This window comes from Sphingomonas abaci, from assembly GCF_014199625.1.
Classification (GTDB): domain Bacteria; phylum Pseudomonadota; class Alphaproteobacteria; order Sphingomonadales; family Sphingomonadaceae; genus Sphingomonas; species Sphingomonas abaci.
Window position 1 is genome coordinate 245831 of sequence record NZ_JACHNY010000003.1, and the last position, 12269, is coordinate 258099.

A 12269-nucleotide genomic window follows, 5' to 3' on the forward strand; every position below is an offset into this window, starting at 1 on the left:
CAGCGATCCATTACATCGACCTTCCCACCTGGGTCCCGGCGTTCCCCGGGGAACAAAAGAGTGGAACGCTTTGAGCTGACTGGTCCCCGCTTCCGCTAATCCATAACGTCAAAGCCTTGCCCCCGCCGCCCCTGCGGGCCATCTCCACGCCTTGAAGCGGAGATGACGATGGCGGAATTCGATTACGACCTGTTCGTGCTGGGCGCCGGGTCCGGCGGCACGCGGGCCAGCCGGGTCGCCGCGGCGCATGGCGCGCGCGTCGCGGTGGCGGAGGAGTATCGGGTCGGCGGCACCTGCGTCATCCGCGGCTGCGTGCCCAAGAAGCTGCTTGTCTATGGCGCGCATTTCGCCGAGGATTTGCGCGACGCGGCGCATTTCGGCTGGGACGTGCCAAGCCCGTGCGCCTTTTCCTGGACGCGGCTGCGCGACAATGTGCTGCGCGAAGTCGACCGGATCGAGGGCGCCTATACCCAGACGCTGAACAGCAAGGGCGTGACCATCCTGCCGCAGCGCGCGGTGGTGACGGGGCCGAACAGCGTCCGGCTGGCCGATGGCAGCGAGGTGACCGCCGAGCGCATCCTGGTCGCGGTCGGCGCGCATCCCGCGATCCCCGAATGCCCCGGCCACGAACATGGCATCACCTCCAACGAGGTGTTCCACCTGGACGCATTGCCGCGCCGCATCCTGATCGCCGGCGGCGGCTATATCGCCAATGAGTTCGCCGGCATCTTCAACGAGTTCGGATCGCAGGTGATCCTGGCCAACCGGTCCAACGACATCCTGCGCGGCTACGATCAGCAGATCCGCGACCGGCTGCTCCAGATCTCGATGACCAAGGGCATCGACTTCAAGTTCAACGCGGCGTTCCGGGGGATCGACAAGGGCGCGGATGGCTGCCTGACCGTGCATCTCGCCAATCACGACCCCGTCGTGGTTGACCAGGTGCTGTTCGCCACCGGCCGCCGCCCCAACACCCACGGCCTAGGGCTGGAGAGCGCGGGCGTCGAGTTGGACGAACTGGGCGCGGTGAAGGTGGACGAGGACAACCGCTCGACCTGCCCGTCGATCTTCGCGGTCGGCGACGTGACCAACCGCATCCAGCTGACCCCCGTTGCGATCCGCGAAGGACAGGCGTTCGCCGACAGCTTCTACGGCAACCAGCCGAGCAGGGTGGACTATGGCTGCGTGCCCTCGGCGGTGTTCAGCCATCCGCCGCTCGCCGGCGTTGGGCTGACCGAGGCGGAGGCGCGCCAGCAACTGGGGTCGGTGAAGGTCTATTCCTCCGACTTCCGCCCGATGAAGAACGTGCTGGCCGACCGCAACGAGCGGGCGCTCTACAAGATGGTGTGCGACGGCGTCACCGACCGGGTGGTCGGCATCCACATGATCGGCCCCGACGTGCCCGAGATCCTGCAGGCGGCGGCGGTCGCGGTGAAGGCGGGACTGACCAAGGCGGATTTCGACGCCACGGTGGCGCTGCACCCGTCGATGGCCGAGGAACTGGTGCTGCTCAAGTAAAGCTGCGCTTGGTGCGGCGGGCGCAGAGCTGGCTTGCCTTTGACGGGCGGCCGGCTTTCAATGGCGACCTGTTCCAGGAGATCGCCATGCGTCGTGCCGCCACCATCCTCGCCTCCTATGCCGCGCTGGCGCTGCTGCCCGCCGCCGCGCCCGTGCCCGCGCCGCGCGTCGGCATCGCCAGCTTCGAGCGACTGCCCCAGCCCTTGCCGCTGCCCTACCATGCCGGCAGCGCCAAGGCGGCAGTGGCGGAGGCGCGGGCACGCGCGCTCAAGAGCCGCAAGCGGCTGTTGATCGACCTGGGCGGCAATTGGTGCCTCGACTGCCGGCTGCTCGCGGGCGTGATGGAGCTGCCGCGGATGCGTCCCTTTGTGGCGAAGCATTTCGAGGTGGTGACGGTAGATGTCGGCCGGTTCGACCAGAATCTCGACATCCCCGCGCATTACGGCATCAAGGACCGGCTGAAGGGGGTGCCCGCGGTGCTGATCGTCGATCCGCGCACCGACAAGCTGCTCAACGCCGGCCGCGAGACCGCACTGGCCGATGCGCGCAGCTTGACGCCGCAGGCGCTCGCCGACTGGCTGGCGGGCTGGGCGGCCTGACGGGTTTGCGCCGACGTGAGGGGGCGGGCCGCGTTTGCCGCACCCTCCACGGTCCAACCCGGTGGAGGCCGGGTCCGGTCACGGAACGATCCCGATAGGTGACTGGCGTCCCTCGGCCCGGGCCCGGCCTGCGCCGAGGTGATATGGTGGGTCTTGGAGAGGCCTCGCCTGCGCCGAGGCGGCGGTGACGATGAAGCGGGCGGCGCATCCGCAGCGATGGGCCGCCCGCTCGTCCCTCAGGCGATCTGCTGTGCCTGAGCGCCGCTGTCCGGGCGCGCCGGGCCAAGCACCGGCTTCTCGCCCAGCGGTTCGTTGCGGAACACGGTGAACTCGCCGCGTCCGTCGACCGTCGGACCACTCGTCCAGCGCCCCTCCGGCACCGATCCGTCGACCGAGGTTGCGTAGAAATTATAGTTGTTCTGCTGATCCTCCATCTCCTGCGGGAAGCTGTTGGGGATCGGCAAATTGGCGGACGGTCCGCCCAGCTCCTCCAGCACCGCCAGCCATTGCTGCTGGTGCATCGTGTCGCGCGCGATCATGTAGTGGAGCATCTTCTTCATGCCCTCGTCCTGCGTCGCGTTGAACAGCCGCACCGCCAGCACCCGGCCGGTGCTCTCCGCCGCGACGTTGCAGTACATGTCGGCCGAGATGTTGCCGCTGGCGTAGATGTGGCTCATGTCGAACGGAATGCCGTCGGAATCGATCGGCATCGCCGCCAAACCCGAGGACAGCAGATTCTTGTGGATCATGCCCTCGACCGCATGGCGGGCGTTGCTGCCGCCCATCACCGCGCCGACGATGCCGTCGGCCGACCCCTGTTCCTGCAACTCGGTCGGCGCCTTGTCGAGGTTGAGCGCGACGGCGGTCGCCAGCATCTCGATATGGCCGATCTCCTCGGTCGCGGTGTGGAGCAGCATGTCGCGATATTTCGGGTTGGGCGAGCGGTTGCCCCAAGCCTGGAAGAAATACTGCATGCAGACGCGGATTTCGCCCTCCACGCCGCCGATCGCCTGTTGCAACAGGGTCGCGAAAGCGGGGTCCGGCTTGTCCACGCGGACGGGATATTGCAGCCGGCTGTCGTGATAATACATGGTGCGCTCCCAAGATGGCAGGACTGGCTGAACGCGCAGGACGCGGATGGATCAGGCGGAAAAGCTCTGGTGCTGATCGGGATTAGGTAAGTTTTTCAGTCGCTTGATCTCGCTTAACCGGTGCCTGGCTGATGCATGGCGGTGGCCAAGCCTTGCATCCTGGGGCGGCTTGGCCATGATGCCCGGCGCTTGTGGGGAACGGCATCATGCGTGGACAGATATTGGGCGTGGACCGGCGGACCGGCGAGGGGCTGGTATCGGGCGATGATGGCCGGCGCTATACCTTCCGCCCCGACGACTGGGCGCATCAGGGCGAACCCTCGGTAGGGGCCTATGTTGATTTCGATGCCGAGCAGAGCCGCGCGCGCAGCATCTTCCCGGTTCCCGCCGCCCCCCAGGCCGTCGCGCCTCCGGCAGTCGGCGCTGTGGCGATGCCGGGCGGGCCGGTCACCGACCGCAACAAATATATCGCGGCGATCCTGGCCTTCCTGTTCGGGACGCTGGGCATCCACCGCTTCTATCTGGGCCGGACCGGGTCAGGAATCGCGATGCTGGTGCTGACCTGCACCGTTGTCGGGCTGCTGGTGACCGGGCTTTGGGCGCTGGTCGACTGCATCCGCCATCTGGTGATGTCCGACGCCGCGTTCGCGGCGCGCTATCCGCGCAAGGGGTGAAGGTTCAATTCGCGCGGAAATCCTGGAAGCCCCTGACCGCCCCCTCATAAGAGAGGGCGGGGGCCGATGCGTCAAAGGGTCGAGATGACCACCCCGATCACCAGCGCCTGTGCCGCGATCGCCAGCACCGAGCTGGTCACGGATTCGAACATACGCATGGTTGGGTCTCCAATGCCGGAGATATATCCGGCAAGGACGATATGGCGATCATGTCGCTCTGGCGCAATTTTGTAACAGGCTGCCGCAGATGCAGCGATTGCATCCTCAGCCGGGCCAGCGCATCGTCCGCTGGCCCGGCCCCTAACCGTTCACGCTTCGCCGAAGACCCGGGCGAAAATCGTATCGACATGTTTCAGATGGTAGGCGAGGTCGAACTTCGCCTCGATCTCCGCTGGCGACAGGGCGGCGGTGACCTCCGGATCGGCCTTGAGCAGGTCGAGCAGCGACAGCGCGCCGTCCGACTCCCACACCTTCATCGCGTTGCGCTGCACCAGGCGATAGGCGTCCTCGCGGCTCACGCCCGCCTGGGTGAGCGCCAGCAGCACCCGCTGCGAATGGACCAGGCCGCCCATCCGGTCGAGATTCTTCTGCATCCGCGCCGGATAGACCAGCAGCTTGTCGACCACGCCGGTCAGGCGCGCGAGCGCGAAGTCGAGCGTGATCGTCGCATCGGGGCCGATATAGCGCTCGACCGAGGAATGGCTGATGTCGCGCTCGTGCCACAGCGCGACATTCTCCAGCGCCGGGGTGACATAGCCGCGCACCATGCGGGCGAGGCCGGTCAGATTTTCGGTCAGCACCGGGTTGCGCTTGTGCGGCATCGCCGACGAGCCCTTCTGGCCGGGCGAGAAATATTCCTCCGCCTCCAGCACCTCGGTGCGCTGCAGGTGGCGGACCTCGGTCGCCAGCCGCTCGATCGAGCTGGCGATGACGCCGAGGGTCGCGAAGAACATGGCATGGCGGTCGCGCGGGATGACCTGGGTCGAGACGGGCTCGACGGTCAGACCCATCTTGCTGGCGACATGCGCCTCCACCGCCGGATCGATATTGGCGAAGGTGCCGACCGCGCCCGAGATCGCGCAGGTCGCGACATCGGCGCGCGCGGCGATCAGGCGGGTGCGGTTGCGGTCGAACTCGGCATAGGCCTGGGCCAGCTTCAGGCCGAAGGTGACCGGCTCGGCATGGATGCCATGGCTGCGACCGATCGTCGGGGTCAGCTTGTGCTCGTACGCCCGGCGCTTCAGCACCGCGAGCAGGGCGTCCAGATCGGCGATCAGCATGTCGGCGGCGCGGGCGAGCTGCACCGCCAGACAGGTGTCGAGCACGTCGGAGCTGGTCATGCCCTGATGCAGGAATCGCGCCTCCGGCCCGGTCCGCTCGCTGACATGGGTGAGGAAGGCGATGACGTCGTGCTTGGTCTCCGCCTCGATCGCGTCGATCCGCGCCACGTCGAACGGGCCAGCGGCGGCATCCGCCTCCCAGATGCGCGCGGCGGCGTCGCGGGGCACCACGCCCAGTTCGGCCAGCGCGTCGGTGGCGTGCGCCTCGATCTCGAACCAGATGCGGAAACGGGCCTCGGGCGTCCACAGGGCGGCCATGGCGGGGCGGGAATAGCGCGGAATCATCGAAGTCCTCGTCGTGCAATCGGCACGGCTCGCCGCGCCCGGCACGAGAGAGTCGTGCCTTTCGCGCCGATTAGCAGCCGGGTCCCCCCTCTGTAAATCCGACCGATCGGAACCTACATCCTCGATCACCGGTTGAATAGCCGGGTAACAAGTTTTCGCTGCACCATGCAGCCAGCGCCAAAATCGCACGGCGCTTAATAATGGAGACCAAGATGCTGAAATATGCCATGCTTGCTTCGGCGATGATCGTTGCTGCTCCGGTGGCCGCGCAAACTGCACCACAGACCGCAACGGCGGCGCCAAATGCCCAGGTGCAGGCCGGCGTGCCCGGTGCGAGCGGATCAGTTACTGGCGGTGCCGCAGTCGGCGTCCAGGCCGATCCGGCGACTGGTGCCGCGGTCGGAGCGACCGCCGATGCCAGCACGACCGCCTCGGCCGCGCAGCCCGCGCAGATCGCGCAGGTCGTCGATCAGGAGTTCGGCACCTATGACAAGGATGGCGACGGCGCGCTGAGCAAGACCGAGTTCGCCGCCTGGATGGACAAGCTGAAGGCGTCGACGCCCGATGCCAAACCGATGCCGGCGGCCAAGCAGACAGCCTGGAACAACGCCGCCTTCAAGCAGGCGGATGCGGACAAGTCGACCAAGGTCGACAAGGCCGAATTGACCGGCTTCCTGAGTGGCTCCGCCAAGGCGGGTTGATCGTTCGGACCGACGATGGAGTGGCGGCCGCCGGGGCGAACCCGGTGGCCGTTTTCGTGTCTTCGGACGGGCGGGGCGGATGGACGGCCGTAGTCCGCCATCCCGCGCGGGCGCGTTGCGAAAGCGCCCGCCGCGCCCTGTGGCCAGCCGCACTTCTCCTCGCGCGAACCTGGACCAGGCCTCGCACCGATCCTGACGAAATAGGGTCGCCGACCCCGCTCAGGCTTTCCGAGACGCGAACAGCTTGGTGAAGAGCTGGTCGGCCATGTCGCCGATCACAGTGGCGATGACCTGCGGGTCGGGTGTTTTGGTCGTGCCCTGCGGCGGCGTCGGAGGGGGTGGCGGCGGGGGCGCGCCGGCCTCCGGCTGAGGCGGCACGGGAGCCTCGGGCGGGCGGGGCGGTTCGGCCGGGCGCTGCGCGGTCTGCGCAGTCTGCGCGGTCGGGCGGGTGAGTGCGGCGCTGGCGGCGGCGGCGGCCATGGTCAGTCCGGTCGCCAGCATGTGCCGACCCTCCGGGCTGGACAGGTGGCGCGACAGCGCGGCGGCGACGCCGGCGACCTGCGGCGGCAGGCCGGATTTGGCGGAATCCGACTTGGGCGAGGTCCCCTCATGGCGATGGTCGTGCTTCTGCTTGTGCTTCTTCTTCTTGCCCATGGCCGACTCCGCATGTGTATTAGCGTTGCAACACAGATGGGGCTTCCGCCGCGAGGAGGCAAGAGGCGGGCGGCGACGGCGATCCGACGCAACTCGGCTGGCGATCGCGCGTCCTGCTTCCTATCTCGGGACACTAGCCTCCCGCGCGGAACGGAAGTAGAACCAAGCCCATGTCCCTGACCCAGATTTCGGTGCGCGGCGCGCGCGAGCACAATCTCAAGGATGTCGATATCGACATTCCCCGCGACACGTTGACGGTCATCACCGGCCTGTCCGGCTCGGGCAAGTCGAGCCTGGCCTTCGACACCATCTATGCCGAGGGCCAGCGTCGCTATGTCGAGTCGCTGTCCGCCTATGCGCGCCAGTTCCTGGAGCTGATGCAGAAGCCGGACGTCGACCATATCGAGGGCCTGTCGCCGGCCATCTCGATCGAGCAGAAGACGACCAGCCGCAATCCGCGGTCGACCGTGGCGACCGTCACCGAGATCTACGACTATATGCGCCTGCTCTGGGCGCGGGTGGGCGTGCCCTACAGCCCCGCGACCGGCGAGCCGATCGCCGCGCAGACGGTCAGCCAGATGGTCGACCGCATCCTGGCGCTGCCGGAGGGGACGCGTCTCTATCTGCTCGCCCCCGTGGTGCGCGGCCGCAAGGGCGAATATCGCAAAGAGCTGGCCGAGTGGCAGAAGGCGGGCTTCACCCGCGTCCGCATCGATGGCACCATCCACGAGATCGACGAGGCCCCGGCGCTCGACAAGAAGTACAAGCACGATATCGAAGTGGTGGTCGACCGGCTGGTGGTGCGCGAGGATATCGCGACCCGGCTGGCGGAGAGCTTCGAGACGGCGCTGAAGCTGGCCGATGGCCTGGCCTATGTCGATCCGGCCGACCCGGTCGAGCCGCATACTCCCAAGTCCGAGGTGCTGGGCGACCACGCGCCGCCGGGCCGGATCGTCTTTTCCGAGAAGTTCGCCTGCCCGATCAGCGGCTTCACCATCTCCGAGATCGAGCCTCGGCTGTTCTCGTTCAATGCCCCGCAGGGCGCGTGCCCGGCCTGTGACGGGCTGGGCGAGAAGCTGATCTTCGACGAGGATCTGGTCGTCCCCAACCACGAACTGTCGATCAAGAAAGGCGCGGTGGTGCCCTGGGCCAAGTCGAACCCGCCGTCGCCCTATTACATGCAGGTGCTGGGCAGCCTGGCCAAGGCCTATGATTTCAGCCTCGACACGCCGTGGCAGGATCTGCACCCCGAGGTGCAGGACGTCATCCTGTTCGGGACGCAGGGCAAGGCGGTGACGCTGACTTTCGTCGACGGGAAGAAGAGCTACGACGTCAAGAAGCCGTTCGAAGGCGTGATCGGCAACCTCAACCGCCGCCTGCTCCAGACCGAGAGCGCGTGGATGAAGGAGGAATTGGGCAAGTACCAGTCGTCGCAGCCTTGCGAGGTGTGCAAGGGCGCGCGGCTCAAGCCCGAGGCGCTGGCGGTCAAGGTGGCGATGCAGGACATCAGCCATGCGACGCATTTGTCGGTGGTCGACGCGCTCGCCTTCTTCACCGACCTGCCCAACCATCTGGGCGACCAGCAGCGCGCCATCGCCGAGCGCATCCTGAAGGAGATCGTCGAGCGGCTGGGCTTCCTCAACAATGTCGGGCTCGATTACCTGAACCTCAACCGGACCAGCGGCACGCTGTCGGGCGGCGAGAGCCAGCGCATCCGGCTGGCCAGCCAGATCGGCTCGGGCCTGTCGGGCGTTCTCTATGTGCTGGACGAACCGTCGATCGGTCTGCACCAGCGCGACAACGATATGCTGCTGGCGACGCTGCGCCGGCTGCGCGACCTGGGCAATACGGTGCTGGTCGTCGAGCATGACGAGGATGCGATCCGCACCGCCGACTATGTCATCGACATGGGGCCGGGCGCGGGCGTCCATGGCGGACAGGTGGTGGCGCAGGGCACGCTGAAGCAGCTCCTGAAGTCCAAGACCAGCATCACCGCCGATTATCTGAACGGCGTGCGCGAGGTGCCGGTGCCGGCCAAGCGCCGCAAGGGCAGCGGCAAGAAACTGACCGTCCACAATGCGCGCGCCAACAACCTGACCGGCGTGACCGCGTCGATCCCGCTCGGCACCTTCACCTGCATCACCGGCGTGTCGGGATCGGGCAAGTCGAGCTTTACGATCGACACGCTGTTCGCCAGTGCCGCGCGCCAGTTGAACGGCGCGCGCATCCTGGCGGGCAAGCACGACAAGGTGTCCGGGCTCCAGCATCTCGACAAGGTGATCGACATCGACCAGTCGCCGATCGGCCGCACCCCGCGGTCGAACCCGGCGACCTATACCGGCGCCTTCACCCAGATCCGCGACTGGTTCGCGGGGCTGCCCGAAGCGCAGGCGCGCGGCTACAAGCCCGGCCGGTTCAGCTTCAACGTCAAGGGCGGGCGGTGCGAGGCCTGCCAGGGCGACGGCGTGCTCAAGATCGAGATGCACTTCCTGCCAGACGTCTACGTCACCTGCGACGTGTGCCACGGCGCACGCTACAATCGCGAGACGCTGGAGGTGAAGTTCAAGGGCCATTCGATCGCCGACGTGCTCGATATGACGGTCGAGGATGCTGCCGAGTTCTTCAAGGCGGTGCCGCCGATCCGCGACAAGATGGCGATGCTGGTCGAGGTCGGCCTGGGGTACGTCAAGGTCGGGCAGCAGGCGACCACCCTGTCGGGCGGCGAGGCGCAGCGCGTCAAGCTGGCGAAGGAACTGGCCCGCCGCGCGACCGGCAATACGCTCTACATCCTCGACGAACCGACGACCGGCCTGCATTTCGAGGATGTGCGGAAGCTGTTGGAAGTGCTGCATGCGCTGGTCGAGCAGGGCAATACGGTGGTGGTGATCGAACACAATCTCGACGTCATCAAGACGGCGGACCATATCATCGATCTTGGGCCGGAAGGCGGCGTCAAGGGCGGCGAGATCGTCGCGGTCGGCACGCCCGAGCAGGTCGTGAAGGAGCCGCGCAGCTATACGGGCAAGTATCTCGCGCCCTTGCTGAAGGGACGAGGGGTGGAAGCGGAGGCGGCGGAATAGGGTGTTTCCAATGCACCGACTTACCTCTTCCCTTTGATACGATCATCGCAAAGTCAGGCGTTTCGGCCTCCGGTGGGTCCACCTCGCGGAGGCGATGCCTTTGCGGAAGCCCCCGTCCTCCGCCGGGGTGGCCCGGTGTTTCGGGCAGTGCCGTGACTCTTGTAAAGATCCGGCCGTTGCCGGGGTGGCACGGTGGGATCCGGCACCGGCCCCGTGAAGGGGAGGGACGGCGGAAACCCCTCCACCCTTGCCCCCGCATCACGCGTCGCATAAGCCTCGGCCCCCTCTCCAATCACCGAGTGTCATCATGTCCGCCCATCCGGCCGAGTTGTTCCGCATCACGCTTCCCGACGGTTCCGTCCGCGAGGTCGCGCCCGGGACTACCCCCGCCGATGTCGCGGCGGCGATCGGGCCGGGCCTTGCCAAGGCGGCGATCGCGGCGCGGATCGATGGCGAGGTGCGCGACCTGTCGCGGCCCTTCGCGGGCGATACCCAGCTCGCCCTCATCACCATGAAGGACGAGGCCGAGGCGCTGGAGCTGGCGCGCCACGACTTCGCGCATGTGATGGCGGAGGCGGTGCAGCATCTGTTCCCCGGCACGCAGATCACCTTCGGCCCGGCGACCGAGGACGGCTTCTATTATGATTTCGCGCCGAAGGACCGGCCGTTCACCGACGACGATCTGCCCGCGATCGAGGCGGAGATGCGCGCGATCATCGCCCGCAACGAGCCGTTCGTGCGCGAAGTGTGGAGCCGCCAGGACCTGATCGACCGCTGGACCGCGCAGGGCGAGACGTTCAAGGCCGAATGGGCCGCCGAACTTCCGCAAGGCGAGGAACTGACCATCTACCGCCAGGGCGAATGGCTCGACATGTGCCGGGGGCCGCACATGCCCTCGACCGGCCGGCTCGATCCTGCCGCGTTCAAGCTGACGCGCGTATCGGGCGCCTATTGGCGGGGCGACCAGAAGAACGCGATGCTCAGCCGCGTCTATGGCACCGGCTGGCTCAACAAGAAGCAGCTCGACCAGCATCTCTTCCGCCTGGAAGAGGCCGCTAAGCGCGACCATCGCAAGATCGGGCAGGAGATGGACCTGTTCCACCTCCAGTCGGAAGCGCAGGGGTCGGTGTTCTGGCACCCCAAGGGCTATCTGCTGTGGCGGTCGCTCGAGGCCTATATGCGCCGCCGCCTTGACGCGGCGGACTATGCCGAGGTCAAGACGCCGCAATTGATGGACGCGCGCCAATGGGAGCAGTCCGGCCATTGGGGCAAATATCGCGAGAACATGTTCGTCGTCCCCGACGAGATCCCCAATACCGAGGATGAGGGCGCGGTGCTGTCGGGTGAGGCGGACCTGATGGCGCTGAAACCGATGAACTGCCCGGCGCATGTCCTGATCTTCAAGCAGGGGATCAAGTCGTACCGCGACCTGCCGATCCGCATGGCCGAGTTCGGCTGCTGCCATCGCAACGAGCCGCATGGCGCGCTGCACGGCATCATGCGCGTCCGCCAGTTCACGCAGGACGACGCGCACATCTTCGTGCGCGAGGACCAGCTGGTCGATGAAGTCCGCAAGTTCTGCGAGCTGCTGCATTCGGTCTATGCCGATCTCGGCTTCACCGACTATGCGGTGAAGCTGGCGCTGCGGCCGGAGAAGCGCTTCGGCTCGGACGACATGTGGGACGTCGCCGAACAGGAGCTGCGCGACGCGGTGCAGGCGTCGAACCTGCCCGACGAGATCAAGGCGAAGTTCGAGGAACTGCCCGGCGAGGGGGCCTTCTATGCGCCGAAGCTGGAATTCCACCTGACCGACGCAATCGGCCGCACCTGGCAGGTCGGCACCATCCAGTCCGACCGCGTGCTGCCCGACCGGCTGGATGCGTCTTATGTCGGCGAGGACGGCAACCGGCACCGCCCGGTCATGCTGCACCGCGCGATCCTGGGCACGTTCGAACGGTTCATCGGCATCCTGATCGAGCATCATGCCGGCCGCTTCCCGCTCTGGCTGGCGCCGGTCCAGGCGGTGGTCGCTACGATCGTGTCGGACGCTGACGATTATGCCGAAGAGGTCGCGGCCCGGCTGCGCGCCGCCGGCCTGCGGGTCGAGACGGATCGCCGCAACGAGAAGATCAACTACAAGGTGCGCGAGCATTCGCTGGCCAAGGTCCCGAACCTGCTGGTCGTCGGCAAGCGCGAGGCGGAGGAGGGCAAGGTCGCCATCCGTCGCCTGGGCAGCCAGCAGCAGCAGATCGTGACGCTGGATGAGGCGATCGCGGCGCTGAAGGGCGAGGCGACGCCGCCCGACCTGCGCTGACCGACGTGGGCGC

At 67.0% G+C, this 12269-nt stretch carries 9 protein-coding genes; 6 read left to right on the plus strand and 3 right to left on the minus strand.

The annotated features are described in order from the left end of the window. The first annotated feature begins 168 nt into the window (after positions 1-168). Positions 169-1518 (plus strand): glutathione-disulfide reductase, encoded by a 1350-nt coding sequence (gene gorA, locus GGQ96_RS08725; protein WP_184113682.1) that lies wholly within the window; start codon positions 169-171, stop codon positions 1516-1518. An 86-nt stretch (positions 1519-1604) separates the two neighbouring features. Further along, positions 1605-2117 carry a thioredoxin family protein gene (locus GGQ96_RS08730; protein ID WP_184114182.1) on the plus strand — a complete coding sequence of 171 codons (513 nt, stop codon included), beginning with the start codon at positions 1605-1607 and terminating at the stop codon, positions 2115-2117. Between the two features lie 236 nt (positions 2118-2353). On the opposite strand, the gene GGQ96_RS08735 is transcribed toward GGQ96_RS08730, so the two are convergent. Continuing rightward, a complete protein-coding gene (locus tag GGQ96_RS08735) occupies positions 2354-3208 on the minus strand; it encodes a manganese catalase family protein (protein ID WP_184113684.1) in 855 nt (284 codons plus the stop codon). 206 nt (positions 3209-3414) lie between these two features. Here GGQ96_RS08735 and GGQ96_RS08740 point away from each other — a divergent pair, with 206 nt between their 5' ends. Then, positions 3415-3882: a TM2 domain-containing protein gene (locus GGQ96_RS08740; RefSeq protein ID WP_184113687.1), complete on the plus strand. Its 468-nt coding sequence runs from the start codon at positions 3415-3417 to the stop codon at positions 3880-3882. Between the two features lie 308 nt (positions 3883-4190). On the opposite strand, the gene purB is transcribed toward GGQ96_RS08740, so the two are convergent. Next, complete coding sequence (gene purB / locus GGQ96_RS08745; protein ID WP_184113689.1) at positions 4191-5507, minus strand: adenylosuccinate lyase; 1317 nt, start codon at positions 5505-5507, stop codon at positions 4191-4193. Positions 5508-5707: 200 nt separating this feature from the next. Between purB and GGQ96_RS08750 the strand changes: the two genes are divergently transcribed. Beyond that, complete coding sequence (locus tag GGQ96_RS08750) at positions 5708-6208, plus strand: EF-hand domain-containing protein (RefSeq protein ID WP_246360348.1); 501 nt, start codon at positions 5708-5710, stop codon at positions 6206-6208. A 219-nt stretch (positions 6209-6427) separates the two neighbouring features. Here GGQ96_RS08750 and GGQ96_RS08755 read toward each other — a convergent pair whose 3' ends face one another. Then, positions 6428-6862 (minus strand): hypothetical protein, encoded by a 435-nt coding sequence (locus tag GGQ96_RS08755; protein WP_184113691.1) that lies wholly within the window; start codon positions 6860-6862, stop codon positions 6428-6430. A 170-nt stretch (positions 6863-7032) separates the two neighbouring features. Between GGQ96_RS08755 and uvrA the strand changes: the two genes are divergently transcribed. Both uvrA and thrS read left to right on the plus strand, forming a co-directional pair. Then, positions 7033-9942: an excinuclease ABC subunit UvrA gene (gene uvrA / locus GGQ96_RS08760; protein WP_184113693.1), complete on the plus strand. Its 2910-nt coding sequence runs from the start codon at positions 7033-7035 to the stop codon at positions 9940-9942. 307 nt (positions 9943-10249) lie between these two features. Then, positions 10250-12256, plus strand: a complete 2007-nt coding sequence (gene thrS / locus GGQ96_RS08765; protein ID WP_184113695.1) for a threonine--tRNA ligase — start codon at positions 10250-10252, stop codon at positions 12254-12256. Positions 12257-12269: the final 13 nt, after the last annotated feature.

What these genes read in the sequence shown, in the direction of transcription:
- GGQ96_RS08735 (WP_184113684.1), bottom strand. Translation starts at nt 3,208, where the DNA reads ATGTATTATCACGACAGCCGGCTGCAATATCCCGTCCGCGTGGACAAG.
- GGQ96_RS08740 (WP_184113687.1), top strand. Translation starts at nt 3,415, where the DNA reads ATGCGTGGACAGATATTGGGCGTGGACCGGCGGACCGGCGAGGGGCTG.
- GGQ96_RS08730 (WP_184114182.1), top strand. Translation starts at nt 1,605, where the DNA reads ATGCGTCGTGCCGCCACCATCCTCGCCTCCTATGCCGCGCTGGCGCTG.
- uvrA (WP_184113693.1), top strand. Translation starts at nt 7,033, where the DNA reads ATGTCCCTGACCCAGATTTCGGTGCGCGGCGCGCGCGAGCACAATCTC.
- thrS (WP_184113695.1), top strand. Translation starts at nt 10,250, where the DNA reads ATGTCCGCCCATCCGGCCGAGTTGTTCCGCATCACGCTTCCCGACGGT.
- GGQ96_RS08755 (WP_184113691.1), bottom strand. Translation starts at nt 6,862, where the DNA reads ATGGGCAAGAAGAAGAAGCACAAGCAGAAGCACGACCATCGCCATGAG.
- gorA (WP_184113682.1), top strand. Translation starts at nt 169, where the DNA reads ATGGCGGAATTCGATTACGACCTGTTCGTGCTGGGCGCCGGGTCCGGC.
- purB (WP_184113689.1), bottom strand. Translation starts at nt 5,507, where the DNA reads ATGATTCCGCGCTATTCCCGCCCCGCCATGGCCGCCCTGTGGACGCCC.
- GGQ96_RS08750 (WP_246360348.1), top strand. Translation starts at nt 5,708, where the DNA reads ATGGAGACCAAGATGCTGAAATATGCCATGCTTGCTTCGGCGATGATC.